18 protein-coding genes and 1 riboswitch are annotated in these 17730 nt (G+C 63.8%); of the genes, 9 read left to right on the forward strand and 9 right to left on the reverse strand.

Annotated features, from left to right (window positions below; all coding sequences use genetic code 11):
• Positions 1-173: 173 nt before the first annotated feature.
• The 4 genes from AC07NV_RS02670 to AC07NV_RS02685 all read left to right on the forward strand — a co-directional run bounded on the left by AC07NV_RS02670 (position 174) and on the right by AC07NV_RS02685 (position 2117).
• Positions 174-506 carry a hypothetical protein gene (locus AC07NV_RS02670; RefSeq protein WP_495164790.1) on the forward strand — a complete coding sequence of 111 codons (333 nt, stop codon included), beginning with the start codon at positions 174-176 and terminating at the stop codon, positions 504-506.
• Between the two features lie 171 nt (positions 507-677).
• A complete protein-coding gene (locus tag AC07NV_RS02675; protein WP_495164791.1) occupies positions 678-1007 on the forward strand; it encodes an entericidin EcnAB in 330 nt (109 codons plus the stop codon).
• Between the two features lie 74 nt (positions 1008-1081).
• Positions 1082-1288 carry a hypothetical protein gene (locus tag AC07NV_RS02680; protein ID WP_495164792.1) on the forward strand — a complete coding sequence of 69 codons (207 nt, stop codon included), beginning with the start codon at positions 1082-1084 and terminating at the stop codon, positions 1286-1288.
• 34 nt (positions 1289-1322) lie between these two features.
• Positions 1323-1415: riboswitch (ZMP/ZTP riboswitch) on the forward strand.
• 21 nt (positions 1416-1436) lie between these two features.
• Positions 1437-2117, forward strand: coding sequence for a DJ-1/PfpI family protein (locus tag AC07NV_RS02685; protein ID WP_495164793.1), 681 nt, complete (start codon positions 1437-1439; stop codon positions 2115-2117).
• On the opposite strand, the gene AC07NV_RS02690 is transcribed toward AC07NV_RS02685, so the two are convergent.
• From AC07NV_RS02690 to AC07NV_RS02710, 5 genes are all read right to left on the reverse strand, one after another.
• On the reverse strand, positions 2114-2881 hold the full coding sequence (locus tag AC07NV_RS02690) for a glutaminyl-peptide cyclotransferase (RefSeq protein WP_495164794.1): 768 nt from the start codon (positions 2879-2881) through the stop codon (positions 2114-2116). The two genes, AC07NV_RS02685 and AC07NV_RS02690, sit on opposite strands and share 4 nt — an antisense overlap.
• 226 nt (positions 2882-3107) lie before the next feature.
• Complete coding sequence (gene groL / locus AC07NV_RS02695) at positions 3108-4751, reverse strand: chaperonin GroEL (protein ID WP_495164795.1); 1644 nt, start codon at positions 4749-4751, stop codon at positions 3108-3110.
• 78 nt (positions 4752-4829) lie between these two features.
• The gene (gene groES, locus AC07NV_RS02700; RefSeq protein WP_037514464.1) at positions 4830-5117 is read right to left on the reverse strand and encodes a co-chaperone GroES; all 288 of its coding nucleotides are present in this window, start codon (positions 5115-5117) and stop codon (positions 4830-4832) included.
• A 266-nt stretch (positions 5118-5383) separates the two neighbouring features.
• On the reverse strand, positions 5384-6781 hold the full coding sequence (locus AC07NV_RS02705; RefSeq protein WP_495164796.1) for an MATE family efflux transporter: 1398 nt from the start codon (positions 6779-6781) through the stop codon (positions 5384-5386).
• A gap of 271 nt (positions 6782-7052) precedes the next feature.
• Positions 7053-7706, reverse strand: coding sequence for a Pycsar system effector family protein (locus tag AC07NV_RS02710; RefSeq protein ID WP_495164797.1), 654 nt, complete (start codon positions 7704-7706; stop codon positions 7053-7055).
• A gap of 67 nt (positions 7707-7773) precedes the next feature.
• Between AC07NV_RS02710 and AC07NV_RS02715 the strand changes: the two genes are divergently transcribed.
• The 3 genes from AC07NV_RS02715 to AC07NV_RS02725 all read left to right on the forward strand — a co-directional run bounded on the left by AC07NV_RS02715 (position 7774) and on the right by AC07NV_RS02725 (position 11295).
• Positions 7774-8010, forward strand: a complete 237-nt coding sequence (locus AC07NV_RS02715) for an acyl carrier protein (protein ID WP_088472186.1) — start codon at positions 7774-7776, stop codon at positions 8008-8010.
• 7 nt (positions 8011-8017) lie between these two features.
• Positions 8018-9220 carry a serine palmitoyltransferase gene (gene spt / locus AC07NV_RS02720; RefSeq protein ID WP_495164798.1) on the forward strand — a complete coding sequence of 401 codons (1203 nt, stop codon included), beginning with the start codon at positions 8018-8020 and terminating at the stop codon, positions 9218-9220.
• 107 nt (positions 9221-9327) lie between these two features.
• A complete protein-coding gene (locus tag AC07NV_RS02725; RefSeq protein ID WP_495164799.1) occupies positions 9328-11295 on the forward strand; it encodes an ATP-binding protein in 1968 nt (655 codons plus the stop codon).
• Between the two features lie 34 nt (positions 11296-11329).
• On the opposite strand, the gene AC07NV_RS02730 is transcribed toward AC07NV_RS02725, so the two are convergent.
• From AC07NV_RS02730 to AC07NV_RS02740, 3 genes are read right to left on the reverse strand one after another with little or no spacing between them, the layout of a single operon-like run.
• A complete protein-coding gene (locus AC07NV_RS02730; protein ID WP_495164800.1) occupies positions 11330-12190 on the reverse strand; it encodes a hypothetical protein in 861 nt (286 codons plus the stop codon).
• Between the two features lie 10 nt (positions 12191-12200).
• Complete coding sequence (locus tag AC07NV_RS02735) at positions 12201-13175, reverse strand: diacylglycerol/lipid kinase family protein (RefSeq protein WP_495164801.1); 975 nt, start codon at positions 13173-13175, stop codon at positions 12201-12203.
• A 7-nt stretch (positions 13176-13182) separates the two neighbouring features.
• Positions 13183-13698, reverse strand: coding sequence for a DUF2141 domain-containing protein (locus tag AC07NV_RS02740; protein WP_495164802.1), 516 nt, complete (start codon positions 13696-13698; stop codon positions 13183-13185).
• Positions 13699-13885: 187 nt separating this feature from the next.
• Between AC07NV_RS02740 and lptF the strand changes: the two genes are divergently transcribed.
• The gene (gene lptF, locus AC07NV_RS02745) at positions 13886-15052 is read left to right on the forward strand and encodes an LPS export ABC transporter permease LptF (RefSeq protein ID WP_495165144.1); all 1167 of its coding nucleotides are present in this window, start codon (positions 13886-13888) and stop codon (positions 15050-15052) included.
• The gene (gene lptG / locus AC07NV_RS02750; protein ID WP_495164803.1) at positions 15053-16150 is read left to right on the forward strand and encodes an LPS export ABC transporter permease LptG; all 1098 of its coding nucleotides are present in this window, start codon (positions 15053-15055) and stop codon (positions 16148-16150) included. It abuts the gene before it with no gap.
• Between the two features lie 461 nt (positions 16151-16611).
• Here lptG and AC07NV_RS02755 read toward each other — a convergent pair whose 3' ends face one another.
• Positions 16612-17718 carry a fatty acid desaturase family protein gene (locus tag AC07NV_RS02755; RefSeq protein ID WP_495164804.1) on the reverse strand — a complete coding sequence of 369 codons (1107 nt, stop codon included), beginning with the start codon at positions 17716-17718 and terminating at the stop codon, positions 16612-16614.
• Positions 17719-17730: the final 12 nt, after the last annotated feature.

Below are 17730 nucleotides of genomic sequence, written 5' to 3' on the forward strand. Positions count from 1 at the left end.
CTGCGGCGCGCGATTCGGCCGTGAAGGAATTGCGACGAAAGACGCAAGCTCTCGGAAAAAGGACGTTGCGCCCCATGTGGCGAGGGAGTAATTCTGCGCGCGATTGGCAAATTCCGGGATCGATCTGTTCCTGCGCCGGTCGATCAGTTCAAACCGAGAGGGGTATTCCCAAAATGAAGAAATCGATCACTCTGTCGCTCGTCCTCGCCGCTTCGCTGGGCCTCGCTGCCTGCGCCGACAAGGCCAAGGACGACGCTGCAGCAACCACCGAAGACGCAGCCGCGACCGTTGAAGGCGCTGCTGACGGCGCGATGGAAGCTGCCACGGGCGCTGCCGACGCAACGGCTGCTGCCGCTGGCGAAGCCGGTGCTGCCGCGACTGCGGCTGGCGATGCTGCCGCTGCTGGCGACGCCGCCAAGGCTGCCGACAAGGCAACCGAAGCTGCTGGTGCTGCCAAGGAAGCTGCCGACGCTGCCAAGGGCGCGCTGGAAGAAGCCAAGAAGTAAGCATCTTTTTGGCCTTTCGGGCCGAAAGAACAGGAAGGGGTCGCCGGTCCGCCGGTGGCCCCTTTTCCTTTTGGGACAGGCCTCAAGCAGCGCAGTTGCCAAGCCCCTGAACCGCAGTTAACTCTCTCACCAGTGGCCAGCCGCCGGCCATTGCATTTGAAAGGAATACCCATGCGCAAGATCATTATCGCTTCGATGGCCGCTGCGGCCTTCAGCCTCACCGCCTGCTCGGAAAAGACCCAGGACGCTGCGTCCGAAGCTGCCACGTCGGCCGCCGATGACGCCGCCGCCGCGGGCGACACCGCCGCCGACGCCGCCGCCGGTGCTGCCGACGCGACCGCCGCTGCCGCTGGCGAAGCTGCCGATGCGACTGCCGCTGCCGCCAAGGACGCCGGCAACGCCGTCGAAGGTACCGTGAAGGCCGCTGGCGATGCCGCCAGCAAGGCTGGCGACAAGATCGCCGAAGAAACCAAGAAGGCCGAAGCCAACGACAAGAAGTAAGTCGTCGGCACGCCTTCGGGCTGTTAAGGGGGCTCCATCCATGTCGGATGGAGCCCTTTTTCGTGGGAGCGCATATGATGGCCGGCCTCCGGATGGCGAGCACCGCGCTCGCGATACTGACCCTGACGACGGGGTGCAGCCGCACCGACAATGAACCCGGTCCGGGCGGCGTGACCGTCAGCGAGGCCAAGGCACTCGACGATGCCGCCGAGATGCTTGAAAGCCGCGAAAGCCCGCCTGCGGCGAAACCGGCGGAAGACGCCGCAAAGGCGGACAAATAGCGCCTTCCCCTCGCCATGCCGAGCGGCTAGGCTGACCCCGCCTCGTGACTGGCGCTGAAGATGGGATCCCATCGGGAAGCGAGGCTGGCCGGCAGGCCGATATGAGCCGCGCGCCTGGGTGATCCACTGCCAGCGCAAGGACATCCGCATGACCGAGACGCCCACCACCAATATCGTCTTCCTGCTCTTTCCGGGCATCACCCAACTCGACTTCACCGCTCCCGCGCAGGCGCTTTCACGCATGCCCGGCGCCGTGATTGCCGGCGCCGCCGCGACCCTCGACCCGATCGCGACCGACAGCGGCTTCTCGATCATCCCGACGCATGATTTCGCAAGCGCCCCCTTGGCCGATATCCTTTGCATCCCCGGCGGCCACGGCGTTGTCGGCGCGCTGGGCGACACGGCGGCGATCGATTTCATCACGCGGCAAGCCGCAGAGGCGCAGTGGGTGACCAGCGTGTGCACCGGCGCCTTCCTGCTTGGCCGCGCGGGGCTCCTCGGCGGCAAGCGCGCGACGACGCATTGGGCCTATACGCATCTGTTACCCCTCGTCGGCGCCGAACCGGTGAAGGCGCGCGTTGTCGAGGACGGACATGTCGTGACCAGCGGCGGGGTAACTTCGGGGCTCGATTTCGCGCTGACGCTGATTGCCCGGCTACGCGGCGATGCGGTCGCGCAGGCGATCCAGCTCGCGATCGAATATGATCCCGCGCCGCCGTTTCGCGGCGGTCATCCCGACCGGGCGCCGAAGACGATCACCGCGGGATTGAAAGAGCATGTCTATGACGCCGCCGCGGCACGAATGGAAGCGGCGCTGTCGGGAAGCTAGTGGCAGTTCGCCAGCGCAATCTCGTAGAGCTTCGGCCAATATTTGCCCGTAACGAATAGCCGCTTCTTTTTCGCGTCCCACGCGATGCCGTTGAGCACGCTGTCGTTTCCGCTCGCGCCCGCGTCCGCTTTCAGACCCGAAAGATCGACGAGCGAAGCCACATTGCCCGTGGCGGGATCGATACGGACGATAAAATCGGTCATCCAGATATTCGCCCAGACCTGCCCGTCGATCGTCTCCAGCTCGTTGATCATTGTGATCGGCCGGCCGCCGAAGCGCACGGTGACGCGCTTCTGTTCCTTCATCGTCGCCGGGTCGAGAAACCGCAGCGCGGACGTCCCGTCGCTGAGCACCAGAGCGTCACCGACCATGGTGAGCCCCCACCCCTCGCCTTCATATTTGAACGTGCCGACGGGCTTCAGATCCTTGATCTGCCAGCGGTTGCCGACGCCGCCCTGCCAGGTCACACCAATGATCTGATCGCGCCACCGCGTGACGCCTTCGCCGAACTGGTCCGCCGGCAGTTTTGTCTGGGCAAGCGCTTTGCCGGTCTTGAGGTCGAGCCGCGCGATCCGCGATTGACCATATTGGCCAGTGGCTTCGTACAGATGCCCCTCGTCCCAGAAGAGCCCCTGTGTGAAGCTGGTCGCGTCGTGCGGATAGCTCTGCACGATGCGATAGCCGCAGCGCTCGATCGGCGGTGGAGCCGGAGGCGTAGCGACGGCGGGATCGGCGAGCAGCGCAAGGGCGAGGACGAATATCATCGCGGCCAAGCTATGCCGCATCGCCTTAACTGGCAATGTCCCGCCTCCCCTATTTCGTCATCCCATTTTCGTCATGCCGGACTTGATCCGGCATCCATAACGACGCCCGCCCAAATGGCCCCCGGATCAAGTCCGGGGTGACGAAGATAGTAAAGCGCAAAGAAAAGGGCCGGAGGATTTCTCCCCCGGCCCTCTTTTCGTTGGCTGAGTGCCGAACGGGTCGGACTTAGAAGTCCATGCCGCCCATGCCGCCCATGCCGCCGCCGCCCATGGGCATGGCGGGCTTGTCCTCGGGCGATTCGGCAATGCCGGCTTCGGTCGTGATCAGCAGACCGGCAACCGAGGCAGCATCCTGAAGCGCGATGCGGACGACCTTGGTCGGGTCGATGACACCGGCCTTGACGAGGTCTTCATAGACATCGGTCGAAGCGTTGAAGCCGAAGCTCGTGTCCTTCTGGTCGAACAGCTTGCCGGCGACAACACCGCCGTCGAAGCCCGCGTTTTCAGCGATCTGGCGAACCGGAGCCTGCAGCGCGCGACGGATGATGTCGATGCCGCGGGTCTGGTCTTCGTTGATGCCCGACAGGCCGTCGAGGGCCTTGGTGGCATACAGAAGCGCCGTACCGCCGCCGGGGACGATGCCTTCTTCGACCGCAGCGCGGGTCGCATGCAGCGCGTCATCGACGCGATCCTTGCGTTCCTTCACTTCGACTTCCGAAGCGCCGCCGACCTTGATCACGGCAACGCCGCCGGCGAGCTTCGCCAGACGTTCCTGCAGCTTTTCCTTGTCGTAGTCGCTGGTCGTGGTTTCGATCTGCGCACGGATCTGTTCGACGCGGCCCTTGATCGTTGCGGCTTCACCGGCACCGTCGACGATGGTGGTGTTGTCCTTGTCGATGGTGACGCGCTTGGCCTGGCCCAGCATGTTCAGCGTGACGGTTTCGAGCTTGATGCCCAGGTCTTCGCTGATCATTTCACCGGCGGTGAGGATCGCGATGTCCTGCAGCATCGCCTTGCGACGATCGCCGAAGCCCGGTGCCTTGACGGCTGCGACCTTCAGACCGCCGCGCAGGCGGTTGACCACCAGCGTGGCGAGCGCTTCGCCTTCGATGTCTTCGGCGATGATCAGCAGCGGGCGACCCGACTGGACCACGGCTTCGAGGATCGGCAGCATCGCCTGGAGGTTCGAGAGCTTCTTTTCGAAGATCAGGATGTACGGATCGGCCAGCTCGACGAGCATCTTTTCCGGGTTGGTGATGAAGTAGGGCGACAGGTAACCGCGGTCGAACTGCATGCCTTCGACAACGTCGAGCTCGAAATCGAGGCCCTTGGCTTCCTCGACGGTGATCACGCCTTCCTTGCCGACCTTTTCCATCGCTTCGGCGATCTTCTCGCCGACTTCGGTGTCGCCGTTGGCCGAAATGATGCCGACCTGGGCGATTTCAGCGGTGCCCGAAACGGGCTTCGACTGCGCCTTGATCGTTTCGACGACCTTGCTAACCGCGATGTCGATACCGCGCTTCAGGTCCATCGGGTTCATGCCGGCTGCAACCGACTTCATGCCTTCGCGCACGATCGCCTGCGCCAGAACGGTCGCGGTGGTGGTGCCGTCGCCGGCCTTGTCGTTCGCCTTCGATGCGACTTCGCGCAGCATCTGGGCGCCCATGTTTTCGAACTTGTCCTTGAGTTCGATTTCCTTGGCGACGGTGACGCCGTCCTTGGTGATACGGGGCGCGCCGAAGCTCTTGTCGATCACGACGTTACGGCCCTTGGGGCCCAGCGTGACCTTTACCGCGTCAGCGAGGATGTCGACGCCGCGCAGAATGCGCTCGCGCGCGTCGCGGCTGAATTTTACGTCTTTAGCAGCCATGTGCTTTTTCCTTTAAAAGGCGCAGAAAACTGCGCAACTTTACTCTGAAATCGCGTCCGGTGAGGACGCGGAAGCGGTTCAGGCGATCACGCCCAGAATGTCCGATTCCTTCATGATCAGCAGCTCTTCGCCGTCGACCTTGACTTCGGTGCCCGACCATTTGCCGAACAGGATGCGGTCGCCCGCCTTGACGTCGAGCGGGGTCACCTTGCCATCGTCGGCGCGGGTGCCGGTGCCGACGGAGACGACTTCGCCTTCCTGCGGCTTTTCCTTGGCGGTGTCGGGGATGATGATGCCGCCGGCCGTTTTTTCTTCGGCTTCGATACGGCGGACGAGCACTCGGTCGTGCAGCGGACGGAATTGCATGGATATCTCTCCGGTAATGCAATGGATGTCATTTAGCACTCACAGGGTGCGAGTGCTAACAATCGGCCATATGGGTGGGAGTCAGATAGGCGTCAAGCGCCGGGGTACAAGATTCTTGCGAAGTTTTTGCGTCAGATCTCGTTTCAGCAAAGCTGAAACGTTGGGCTGCGCCGCCCCGCTCCCCCTCCCGTCCTCCCTGACGATAGTAGCCTATGGGAGGCCGGGAGGGGGAGCGGGGCGGCGCAGCCCTTCCACGTCAGTGAAAATTACGCCGGAAGCAGCCCCAGCCGCGCCCGCATCCGCCACCGCGTAAGCAGCACCGCCGAGACCACGACCAGCCCCACGGCAAGCCCGATCCACACGCCGACACCGGCAAGCGGGGTCCAGAAGCCGAGATAGATGGCGGTGCCATAACCCGCGATCCAGTATCCGCAGATCGCGATGATCATCGGGGTGCGCGTGTCCTGCAGGCCGCGCAGCACGCCGGCGGCAACCGCCTGCGCCCCGTCAAACAGCTGGAAGGCGGCCGCGACGACAAGGAACTGCATCGCGAAGCCGACGAGCGCCGCGTTGCGCGCCGCGTGAACATCGACATAAATCGACAGCACGAGGCTGGGAAACAGCCACATCAGCAAGGCGGTAAAGGCCATGAAGCCGATACCAAGCACCAACGACGCCTGCCCCGCGTGCGCAATGCCGCGGTGGTCGCGCGCGCCATAGGCAAGCCCGACGCGGATCGTTGCCGCCTGCGCCACCCCGAACGGGATCTGAAACGCAAGCGCGGCGACCTGCAACGCGATCGTGTGCCCGGCCAACTCGGTCTCGCCGATCCGGCCCATCAGGAACGCCGCGCCGGTGAACAGCCCCGCCTCTGCCAAAATGGTCAGGGCAATCGGAGTGCCGATGCGCAATATGTCGAAAAAGCGCGACCATTCGGACCGCCACCAGTTGCCGAACAGATGATAGCGCCGCAGCCGCCGGTCGCTCTGAATGACGACGACATAGGCGACAAGCATGAGGACGCTCGTCATCACGCTCGAGATCGCCGAGCCGTGCAGGCCGAGCGCGGGCATACCGAGATGGCCGAACACCAGCGTCCAATTGCCGAGCGCATTGACGAACAGCGCGCCGAAGGTGATCGCCGTCGCGATGGTCGGGCGCCCGAGCGCGGAGACGAAGATACGCAGCACCGCCGCCGCGATCATCGGAAACAGGCCCCACATCAGGATCAGCAGGAAGCCGGCGGCGCGCGCGGACGTTTCGGCCGGCTGCCCGGTGGCGAGCATGATCGGCCCGCCCGCGGCACAGATGCCCATGAAGAAGATCGACACCAGCGCCGCCAGCCACAGCGCCATTCGCACGGTACGCCGCACTTCGCGCACCGCATGTTTGCGGCGCCCGAGTTCGGCGGCAATCAGCGGCGCCGACGCGCCGATGAGGCCCGAGCCGGTCCAGAGCAGAAGGCCGAAGATCGCCACACCCAGCGAGGAAGCGGCAAGCGCGGCATCGCCCAGCCGCGCAACGAAAATCACGTCGATCGCATGGACGAGCATCTGCAGGAGATTCGCGGCCGCCAGCGGCACCGCCAGCGCCAGTGTCGCCCGGAATTCCTTGCGAAGACCCTGCGGCGTCTCCGCGGTCAAAGGGCTGGCCTGCTGCAACATGGCCGGACCGGATAGGCGCGGGGGTCCGGCGGTTCAATACCGGCCTGTCTTCAGCGGGTCATTTGGCCGCGAGGGTGGCAGAAAGGCAACAGCCTGAACCTTCTCCCTCGATGGGAGAGGATACGCGGCTTTGTCGTGAAGCGGCTAGGCGGAGTTGGATGAGGGTGATGGCGCATCCTTGCACCGCCGCTTCAGGCCGATGCCCCCCCCTACCGCTGCGACTAGCCAGCAAGCTGGCAAGTCTCGCTGCCTCCCCCATCATGGGGGGTTTTCAGGCCCACGACATCGCCATTTCCACCCCGAAAGCGATGAAGGTCAGCGTCAGCCCGATGACGAACAACCGATAGGCATAAGCGAGATAGCGATATTTGCGCCGCGCGAGCACAACGCCGTTCTGGTACGTGTCGCGCAGCATCGTTTCGTAGAGATCTTCCTCGGTGCGCAGGCGTGCTTTCACCGCGGCGATGAATTCATCCTCTTCCATCTGCTCGAAGCGGCCGAAAAACAGGATATTGCTGTGATCCTTGCCGTCCTTGTAGACGACCGGCGGCGCCTTGCCGACGCGCGGCAGCACCGCCGACACCGCGAGCAGCGCCGACAGGAAGGAAAAGGTCGCAAGGATAGCGAGCGGCATCGCCAGCGCCCCGCCGCCTGCCCGCGCCTGCCCGATCGCGAGCGTGAAGACGACGAAGGTCGCACCCATCAGGATCGACGCCTTCTGGTCGGCCATCTGCGACAATTGCATCGTGATCTGCTGGTTGGTGCGCACAAGGTGCACCGCGTTCGGCGGAAAGGAAATCGCCGGTCGTTCCGGCGATGTCTTTGAATCTGCGCTGTCCATGCCAAGCTGCCCCTGCTGGCGACCCGTCACAGCGATGCCACGAAGTCCCGCCAGCGGCAAGATGCTGCCCTGTTCCCGCCGCATTCGCTTGCCAATCGGAAGCCTTCGCGGCATGCCGCACGCAACTTTATTCCTATATGGGACGCACCACATGAGCACCGCCCTGCGCGACCAGATTTTTGGCCTGATCGGCCCGTTCAACAAGAAGGGCGTCGAACTGACCGACGCCACCACCTTTGCCGGCGACCTGGAATGGGACAGCCTGACGGTGATGGATTTCGTCGCCGAAGTCGAGGACACGTTCGACATCATCATCAGCATGAACATGCAGGCCGAAATCGAAACCGTCGGCCAGCTGGTCGCCGCGGTCGAGAAATTGCAGGGCTGACAGCGCGATGACCGATCTCTTCTCGAAATTCGACCCGCTGATCCAGCAGCGCGAGGATCTGCTCGCGACCGGGGTCACCGATCCCTATAATCTGGTGATGGAAAAAGTGGTCTCGCCGACCGTCGCGATTTGCAACGGGCGCGAGACGATTCTCCTCGGCACCTATAATTATATGGGCATGACGTTCGACGAGGATGTCATCGCCGCGGGCAAGGACGCGCTCGACAAATTCGGCAGCGGCACGACCGGCAGCCGCGTCCTCAACGGCACCTATCAGGGCCACAAGGAATGCGAAGAGGCGCTGAAAGAATTCTACGCCATGGATCATGCCATGGTGTTTTCGACCGGATATCAGGCGAACCTCGGCATCATTTCGACGATCGCCGGCAAGGGCGACTATGTCATCCTCGACATCGACAGCCATGCCTCGATCTATGACGGCTGTGCGATGGGCAACGCCGAAATCGTCGCCTTCCGCCACAATGACGTCGAAGCGCTCGAAAAGCGCCTGAAGCGTTTGCCGCCCGAAGCGGGCAAACTCGTCGTGCTCGAAGGCGTCTATTCGATGCTCGGCGACGTCGCGCCGCTCAAGGAAATGATCCGCGTTTCGAAGGAAGCCGGCGCGATGGTGCTGGTCGACGAGGCACATTCGATGGGCTTCATCGGCGAGAATGGCCGCGGCGTCGCCGAGGCGCAGGGTGTGCTGGGCGATGTCGATTTCGTCATCGGCACCTTTTCGAAGAGCGTCGGCACCGTCGGCGGCTTCTGCGTGTCGAACCACCCGAAGTTCGAGATTTTGCGGCTCGTCTGCCGTCCTTACGTATTCACCGCGTCGCTGCCGCCGAGCGTCGTCGCGACCGCGGCGACGAGCATCCGCAAGCTGATGCACGGGTCGAACAAGCGCGCGCACCTTTGGGAAAATTCAAAGGTGCTGCACAAAGGTTTGCGCGATCTCGGTTTCCAGCTCGGCACCGAAGAGCCGCAGTCGGCGATCATCGCGGTGATCATGCCCGACCTCGAAAAGGGCGCGATGATGTGGGAAGCACTTCTGGAAGAAGGCCTCTACGTCAACCTCGCGCGCCCGCCCGCGACGCCCGCGGGCATGACCTTGCTGCGCTGCTCGCTGTGCGCCGAACACACGATCGAGCAGGTCGAGGTAATCCTCGGCCGGTTCGAGCGCGCGGGCAAGCGCGTCGGGATTATCGGCTGAAACGAGACCGCACGCCGACCAGCGGATTCCTTTTCGGGGCGAGTTGAAGCAGGGTCGAAGGCCTAAGGGCTTCCACGCTTTGCGGCGTCGCGCTTGTCCGGTAAGAGATGCGCGTGTTCGAGAGGGATGGCGATACGGAAACCGAAAGCCGGCGGGAGCGGATACGCTTCTGGCTGACCATCGGGATGGCGACGATGCTGACGGGCGTCGTCGCGGCGCTCGTTATGCTGCTCGCGCGTGCCAACGACAATTATGACCGCTCGCTCGGTTGGCAGACTCAAAGCCTCGAGGTCATATCGCAGACCCGCTCGCTCGACGCCGCGCTCGCGCGCGCCGAAGCTGCACTCGGGCGCTTTGCCGTCGGCCTGCAGAAAGAGGATGGGCGCGTCTTTGAACAGCAATGGGGCCTCGCGCGCCAATATCTGGCGCTGCTCAAACGCAATGTCCGCGACAATCCGGCGCAAGAGAAGCTGGTTGACGAGCTGACGGCGGAGATGGACCGTCGCGGCAGCCAGCTGGGCGACGCCGCGCTCAGCGCCAATTACAACCAGACCATCGCCGCGATTTCAAAATATCATGCCGCGGGTCACGATGCCGGCCTCGGCCGCATCGACAAATTGTTGAACCACGTCATCACCAACGAGCGCGGCCTGCTGCGCGAACGCAACCGCCTTGCGGCCGCCGACCGTGCCAGCCTGAACCAGGCGATCCTGCTCTTTTCGCTGCTCGGCGCCGCGGCAGCGGTGGTCGCGATCGGCGCGACCTTCTCGCTCGTCCGCGCCGAAGCCGAACGCCGCGTCGCCCGCCGCGAACAGGTGGCCGAAAGCGACCGCGCGATGCAATTGGAAGAGGCCGTCGACGCCCGCACCGCCGAGCTCGAACAGGCCAATATTGCGCTACGTAGCGAAATGAGCGAGCGCGAGGCGGCCGAAGCCCAGCTTCGCCAAGCGCAGAAGATGGAAGCCGTCGGTCAGCTGACGGGCGGCATCGCCCATGATTTCAACAATATGCTTGCCGTCGTTGTCGGCGGGCTCGAACTGGCACAGCGCTCACCTGAAAAGGCACCACGGCACCTCGCCAATGCGCTTGACGGCGCCAACCGCGCGGCTGATCTGACGCGGCGCCTGCTCACCTTCGCGCGGTCCGAACCTGCGCGTCCCGAAATGACCGTGATCGACGATTGTATCGGAGGTTTTTCCGAGCTCATCGAACGCACGATCGGCGACCGGATCGCGCTGACGCTCGACCTTCAGGCCGATGGCCTCGCCTGCTGGGTCGACCGCCAGCAATTCGAAAATGCCTTGCTCAATCTCGCGGTCAACGCGCGCGATGCGATGAATGGCCATGGATCGCTGACGATCCGCACCATCGACGACGGCGAACAGAAATCAGCGGCGCTGGCGGTGCAGGTGATCGACACCGGGTGCGGCATGTCGCCCGAGGTGCTCGAGCGGGTCTTCGACCCCTTCTATACGACCAAGCCTGCGGGTCAGGGAACCGGCCTCGGGATGAGCCAGGTCTTTGCCTTTTGCCGCCAGTCGGGCGGCGAGGTGCAGATTTCGTCGGTCGAGGGCGAAGGTACGAGCGTCGCCATGCTGATGCCCGTCGCCAAGCCGCAGCCGGACAGCGTAACCGACGCGGCGCCCGGTGATGTCGATGCCGCCCCCGCCCCCGGCCATGCGCTGAGCATCCTGGTGGTGGAGGACGACCAACGCGTCCTCGCCGCGACGGTCGACGCTGTGAGCGAGCTGGGCCACACGGCGGTTGCATGCGGCAACCCGCTCGAAGCCGAAGCGCTGGTCGAGGGACGGCTGACGGAGGGCGGCTTCGACCTGATCCTGTCCGACGTGCTGATGCCCGAACTCACCGGCCCCGAAATGGTCGCGCAGCTGAAACAGCGCTGGCCCGAACTGTCGGTGCTGTTCGTAACGGGCTATGCCGGCGATGCGGGCGAGATCGCCAGTTTCGGCGACCATGACGTGCTGCGCAAACCCTTCACCCTCGCGGCGCTCGATCAGGCGATCCGGCGGAGCGGCGATGCGCGCCACACCGAGGGCCGACGACTGGCAAGCTGAAGTTGGTTTGCCGCATTTTCCCGGTGGACAATGCCTAGCGGATCGCACCGCTCTTCATCAGACGCGGCACAAGCGTCAACGCGGCAACAAGCGGCCAGCGGCGCTGCCACGGCTTGATCTCGATCTTCGTTCCCGCGTGGCGATTGATCTTCCAAGCCAGATAGTCGATCCCGCCGGCATAGGTCAGGCTGGCCTTGGCAAGCCGGACGATGCTGAGCGCCTTGCCTTCTAGCCGCCGGCGCGTCCAGCCGCCGCCACGCGCATCGGGCGGAATCGCAGCGATCGCGGGGGTGCTGAACCGTTGATACCGTTCGGCATCGGCGTCGACCACCGACTGCGCGCGTCCGGTCCGCTCGGCGCGCAGCTCGACCGAGTAGGTGAGTGTGAAAGCGCGACGCCACCAGTCGAGCGGTGCCTCGCCCTCGATCGAGCCGGCCGCCGCAAGCAAGGCCGGCGCCGCGCGCGCCACCGCCGCGATCGCACGGTCGCGGGCCGTATCGTCGACCACCCAGACCAGCCGCGACGGCTGGGCAAAACGCGCCCACACCGACACATTGCGCGTCTCCGCGCTATTCAGCCGATGGAAGTCGGCCTCGCTGAGCACCGCATATTTGGCGATCAGCCCGTCATGCTGAAAAGGAAAGACATTCGGCGGGATCAGCCGGTTGGCGACCGCCATCCAGCGTTTGGGATAGGCGTCGCCATAATCGGACACGATCAGGTAGAAATCGAGCATCAGCCCGTCGAGCTGCGTTTCGCGAAGGCAGCTGCCATAGAAAAGTACGGCGCGCGCGCTGCCGGGATATTGGGCGGCAATCGCCCGCGCCATGGCGGCGACACGCGGTTCGACCTGAGTCGATAATTCGGCGCGGACCAGATCGATCAGGTCGGACACCGGCGAGCGCTCAGGCGGCGAGGCGCAGGAAGGGAACCGGCTGCGTCGAGGTCAGGATGATCGGCATGCCGCGCTTTGCCTGAAAAATTTCGCCGTCGAGAATGACGTTCGACCGATCGCCTTCGATGCGGATTTCGTCGCCCTGCTGGAAATGCACACCGTCGAGCGGCTTTTGTCCCAGCGTGCCGCGCCAAGTTGCGCCGAGCATGCGGAACATCGCGCCGACATTGCTGTCCGTCGCAAGCAGTTTCATGTGACCGTTGGTGCCGCCGCCGTCGCTCGTGCGGATGCTCAGCAGCAATTTTTCCAATGTCGTCACGATGAGCAGCGAGAATTTGCCCTTGAACTCGCCCTGACGGATCAACGACACGGTCATATGCTCGGGCTTGGGCGGCAGGCGCCCACCGCCGACCCCGAAGATGATCGCGAACAGCCCGAGAATCGCCGCGAGGAAATGCGACACGCCGTTCGGCAGACCAAGCGGATAGATGCGGTTGCGGCAATACAGCATCACATCGGCGAGATAGGCGCCGCCAAGGAACATGCCCAGTACCGGCCGCGCTTCGCCGCCGCTGTCGAGCGAAATCAGCTGGCGTTCGACCACATGATCCTCGAGCCGGCCGGTCTCGACAAGATCGATCACGCGCTGCAACGCCTTGATCGGGTCGCCCTCGGCGCCAAGATCGAGCGCGATAAGATTGGTCTTGCCGTTGGGAAGCACCGCGACCGGTGGCGGCGAACCGCCGAAATGGCCACCCGAATAAATTTCGGTCAACGCAGCCTGCACCGTGCCGTCGCCGCCGTTGATCACGACAACGCGCGGCCCGACCATCGCCATGGTGCGGATAGCCTTCTCGATCTGGTCGACGTCCTCGACTTCATAATGAAAGATGTCGGGATGCGCCGCGCAATATTCGCGCACCCGCGGCAACAAGGCACGGTTGCCGGTCGAGTGCGGGTTGGAAAGAAGCGCGACGCTGGCCATGACGCCCCTATTCTACGGGATCGAAGGAAAGGCCGTTGACGTAGTTCAGGACGACCGGCACGCGCTTGGTAGCGCCGCCGACCGCAAAACTGACCTGCGTCAATTTGGGCTTCCGCTTGAAGATGAAATCGCTGACTTTCATGTCAGGATTGCCCGACAGGCCTGCGCCGTCGCTGCGATCCGACTTGCCATTGCCGTTCATGTCATGACGCACCGAAATGACATAATTGCCCTGTTGCTTGACGGGCACGCAGACCGACATGGTGCCGGCGCGCGACACGGGCACATCGACCCGTTCGAGCCATTTGCGCTTTTCCAGATAATTGCTGTTCGCGCTGTAGATCTGCACGCGCACGGTGCCGGTGCGCTGCTTGAAACCGCGCACATCGACCTGGACCGCGGTCGCGTTGCTGTTGCACAGCGCAGCGCTCGGACCCAGCGCGGCACCCTGCGCCGCGACGGGCACGATCAGCGCTCCAGCGGCGCCGGCGGCCAGCAGTCCGGCGAGAAACATTTTCGACATGACCTCAAAACCTCCAGAGGCTATAGCCACCCCAGCAAGCGCAAATGCGCGCGCTGACATGGGTCCCTGTCGCCCTTGAATCGGCATATCGGAAACAACTGCGGCCAAATCATGGTGATGGGGCGACCAAAGATTGAATAAGCTTCCTGCCATCGACCGCTACATCGCGCGGCTCATCTTCTTCCCGATGCTCGGCACCCTCGTCCTGTCGGCGATGCTGCTTGTGCTCGAAAAAATGCTCCGGCTGTTCGACTTCGTCGCGACCGAGGGCGGCCCGGTCAGCGTCGTGTGGCGCATGCTCGCCAACCTGATCCCGGAATATCTCTCGCTCGGCATCCCGATCGGGCTGATGCTGGGAATTCTCCTTGCTTTCCGAAGGCTTGCAACCTCAAGCGAGCTCGACGTGCTGAAGGGCGTGGGCATGAGTTTCGGGCGGTTGATGCGCGTGCCTTTTGCCTATGCCATCGCGCTCGCGGCGCTCAATCTGGCGATCGTCGGCTTTATTCAGCCCGTCGCGCGCTACGCCTATGAAGGCCTGCAGTTCGAACTCCGCTCGGGCGCTCTCGGCGCCTCGATCAAGGTCGGCGAATTCACCAAATTGGGCGACCGCATGACGCTGCGGATCGAACAAAGCTATGATGACGGGCGCAGTTTGCGCGGGATATTCGTGCGCGGCGAGCAGAAGGATGGCCAGCGCGTGTCGGCAACCGCGGCGCGCGGCCAGTTCCTTGCAACCGATGACCCGAACACGATCATCCTGCGGCTGTCGCAAGGCGTGCTGATCCATGAATCGCCCAAATTTGCAGTGCCGCGCGTCCTGACCTTCGACAATCACGACCTGCCGATCCCGCTGCCCAAGATCGAGGCGTTCCGCCTGCGCGGCGGCGCCGATCGCGAAATGACGATTCCCGAGCTGTTCGTCGCGGGCAAGGACAAAAGCCAGTCGGTGCAGACGCGGCTTGAATCGCGCGCCAATTTCCACTTCCGCATCGTCGAAGTGATGTCGATGTTCCTGATCCCGCTGATCGCGATCGCGCTCGCAATCCCTCCCAAAAGATCGACCTCGTCGCTCGGGGTCTTCCTGTCGATCGTGCTGCTGGTGACCCAGCACAAGATCAACCAATATGCCGAGGACATGGGTGCACGCGGGGTGATCGACCCGCTCATCGCTCTGTGGGTGCCCTTCCTGCTGTTCTCGGCGCTGGCGATCTGGATGTATTACACCGTCGCGCATGTCCCCGGCGGGCAGCCGATCGGCGCGCTCGAGCGCGTCGCGGCCAAGGCGGCGCAGAAGATTCGCGGGATGCTCACGATGTTCCAACGCAAGCCGCGTGCCGTGGAGAATGTAGCCTAAATGCATCAGCTCCATTTTTTCCCCTCGCGCACGATGGCGCTTTACGTCGGGCGTCTTTTTCTCGTCCGCTCCTTCTCGATCCTGTTCGCGCTGGTGCTGATCCTGCAGACGCTCGACCTGCTTGGCGAGAGCGGCAAGATATTGGCGGTCGCGGGCAACAGCGATTCGGATGTGTGGCGCTATGTCGGAATGCGACTGCCGCAGATTGTCGAGACCTTCCTGCCCTTTTCGGTGCTGCTCGGGACGATCCTGACGCTGATCACGCTCAATCAGAACAGCGAAGTCGTCGCGATGAAGGCGTCGGGCATGTCGGCGCATCAGGTGCTCGCGCCGCTGTTCCTCGCCGCGCTGCTCGTCGCCGGGATCAGCTTTGCGTTCAACGAACGTATCGTCACACGCTCGACCGCGGCGCTCAGCGCCTGGCAAAAGGTCGAATATGCCCGCGTTCCCAAGGACAGCGGGGTGCGGACCAACATCTGGGTCCGCGACGGCGACGATCTGATCAACGCCGAAACGGTCGAAACCGGCGGACCGGCAATCATCCTTCGCAAAGTGACGATCTATGAACGTACCGGCGGCGTCCTGTCGTCGATGCTGTCGGCCGACAGCGCGCGCGCGGTGGCCGGCGGTTGGGAAATGACCAACGCCCGGCGCTTCATCCGCCGCTCGGGCACGCTCGAACCGCTCGGCACGATCATCGCGGCCAAGGGTGTGCGCCCCGACCAGTTCACGCTGGCGCAGGTCGATGGCGACGAACTGCCCTTCCTCGAACTCAAGGCGGCGATCGCCGATCTCGAGGCCGCGGGGCGCCCGGTCGATGCGCTCAAGGGCGTGCTGTGGCACAAGATTTCGGGGCCGTTGTCAGCGATCCTGATGCCGCTTCTGGGTGCGGTCGCGGCGTTCGGCCTCGCGCGCTCGGGCAAGCTGTTCATCCGCGCGATCCTCGGCATGGGGCTGGGTTTCGCCTATTTCGTCGCCGACAATTTCGCGCTCGCGATGGGCGACCTCGGCGCCTACTCGCCCTTCCTAGCGGCGTGGGGGCCGTTCATATTGTTTGCGCTGATCGGCGAGATGATCCTGATCCGGACCGAGGAATAGGTCCGGCGGACGGCGGCTTGCGACCAAAAGCTGCCCCCGTCTATCATCGTCACCCCGGACTTGGTCCGGGGCTTGGCTTCTTGACAGAAAAGGCGGGTCCCGGGTTAAACCCGCGATGACGGAAGCGGGGAAGGCAACGACCGCTTCCCACCCCAAGGCAGGATCGCCTTCAAATAAGCCTTTCCTACATTATCCGGCTGTGTCAGCCTTCATCCGGCCTTTTCATTTGGTATAGAAAATTGGTCGCTGCCCAACTTTCGGGCGCAGCCACGGCGGGACGTGCCGGGCGGTCCAGCACGCCGCGAGAGCCAAATCAGGGTGCTCATTGGGCTGAACTTTCCTGAACTTTGGAATATCACGCGGTCCTTGAACCGGCTGAATCCCGGATCCAACCGGGGGTGACGAAAGAAGGCGCCAGCGGTCCACCGCCCCGAGGCGGACACCCCTGTAACGCCCCTTCGTCAGGCCGCAGCGCCCTTCGCCGACCCCGCAATCAGATTCATCACCAGCTTGGGCAGACTGTCGTAATTCGCACCATGATATTGCGAATCCGCGGGCAGCGCGTCCTTCAGGCGGCGGTGCGCTTCGCCGAGCGAATGGTACGGCACGCCTGGCAGCAGATGGTGCAGCGCGTGATAGCGCAGGCCCACCGGCGCCCACAATTCAGGCAATAGGCCCGGCGGCGGCACGTTGACGCTGTCGAGGAACTGGCCGGTCACGGTCAGCACCGCGCCGTCATTTTCCCACAGATGCGCGACGAGTGTGCGGATCTGGTTGAGCACCAGCGTCGCAGCCGCGATCGCGCCGAAGATGAGCAGTGCGCGCAGCGGCACCCAGCCGAAGACGCCCGCGGCGATCAACAAGCTCGACCACGCCCACGCGCCGCCTTCCTGCCACGCCCATTGGCGGCGGAACTCGCCCTCGGGCGGCTTGCGGCGGAACATCGGATTGATGATCATGCCCGAATAGCGTTCGACGACGATCCGGCGCAGCGGCGGGATCAGGAACGACAGCGGGGTGAGCACCGCATAGCGAAAGACGAGCGCGACCGGCGCAAACGCCGCGGCGACGACGAAGAGCGGCACCGTCCACGGCTTCATCAGCGCAAGCGGCAGATATTCGGGGTCCTCGACCGTGCCATATTTGGTGCGATTGTGATGCAGGCTGTGGATGCCCTCGTACATGAACGACGGGATCAGCATCGGCACGCCGACGAGGATATTCCACGCAAGGCGAAAGCCCGGCAGCGAATTTTTGCGGATATGCGTCAGTTCGTGAATGAAGCTGCCCGCGCGATAGAGCGCGACAACCGAAATCACCGCGGCGACCAGCATCCACGCGGTCGAGGGCGCAAGGATCGCAGCCGCGATGCCGGCATAGCCGACGAAGGTCGAGGCCAGCATATCGGTCCAGTAGATGCGTGGCGAAGGCTGCACGAGGTCGCGCGTCAGCTCGGATGCTGCGCGGATCATCGCCATATCGTCGGCAATCGCCGATTTGGGCGTCTTGGCGATCGTTTTCGCGAAAGGCATCGCGACCCGATCGGCGGGGGGATTGATCGTCGTCATAGTGCGTCCAGA

The sequence above is a fragment of the Sphingopyxis sp. GW821-FHT10B01 genome, assembly GCF_059415685.1.

Bases quoted from the DNA above. Each gene is read 5' to 3' on its own strand.
- AC07NV_RS02670 (WP_495164790.1), top strand. From the start codon at position 174: ATGAAGAAATCGATCACTCTGTCGCTCGTCCTCGCCGCTTCGCTGGGC.
- AC07NV_RS02675 (WP_495164791.1), top strand. From the start codon at position 678: ATGCGCAAGATCATTATCGCTTCGATGGCCGCTGCGGCCTTCAGCCTC.
- AC07NV_RS02680 (WP_495164792.1), top strand. From the start codon at position 1,082: ATGATGGCCGGCCTCCGGATGGCGAGCACCGCGCTCGCGATACTGACC.
- AC07NV_RS02685 (WP_495164793.1), top strand. From the start codon at position 1,437: ATGACCGAGACGCCCACCACCAATATCGTCTTCCTGCTCTTTCCGGGC.
- AC07NV_RS02690 (WP_495164794.1), bottom strand. From the start codon at position 2,881: ATGATATTCGTCCTCGCCCTTGCGCTGCTCGCCGATCCCGCCGTCGCT.
- groL (WP_495164795.1), bottom strand. From the start codon at position 4,751: ATGGCTGCTAAAGACGTAAAATTCAGCCGCGACGCGCGCGAGCGCATT.
- groES (WP_037514464.1), bottom strand. From the start codon at position 5,117: ATGCAATTCCGTCCGCTGCACGACCGAGTGCTCGTCCGCCGTATCGAA.
- AC07NV_RS02705 (WP_495164796.1), bottom strand. From the start codon at position 6,781: ATGTTGCAGCAGGCCAGCCCTTTGACCGCGGAGACGCCGCAGGGTCTT.
- AC07NV_RS02710 (WP_495164797.1), bottom strand. From the start codon at position 7,706: ATGCGGCGGGAACAGGGCAGCATCTTGCCGCTGGCGGGACTTCGTGGC.
- AC07NV_RS02715 (WP_088472186.1), top strand. From the start codon at position 7,774: ATGAGCACCGCCCTGCGCGACCAGATTTTTGGCCTGATCGGCCCGTTC.
- spt (WP_495164798.1), top strand. From the start codon at position 8,018: ATGACCGATCTCTTCTCGAAATTCGACCCGCTGATCCAGCAGCGCGAG.
- AC07NV_RS02725 (WP_495164799.1), top strand. From the start codon at position 9,328: ATGCGCGTGTTCGAGAGGGATGGCGATACGGAAACCGAAAGCCGGCGG.
- AC07NV_RS02735 (WP_495164801.1), bottom strand. From the start codon at position 13,175: ATGGCCAGCGTCGCGCTTCTTTCCAACCCGCACTCGACCGGCAACCGT.
- AC07NV_RS02740 (WP_495164802.1), bottom strand. From the start codon at position 13,698: ATGTCGAAAATGTTTCTCGCCGGACTGCTGGCCGCCGGCGCCGCTGGA.
- lptF (WP_495165144.1), top strand. From the start codon at position 13,886: ATGCTCGGCACCCTCGTCCTGTCGGCGATGCTGCTTGTGCTCGAAAAA.
- lptG (WP_495164803.1), top strand. From the start codon at position 15,053: ATGCATCAGCTCCATTTTTTCCCCTCGCGCACGATGGCGCTTTACGTC.
- AC07NV_RS02755 (WP_495164804.1), bottom strand. From the start codon at position 17,718: ATGACGACGATCAATCCCCCCGCCGATCGGGTCGCGATGCCTTTCGCG.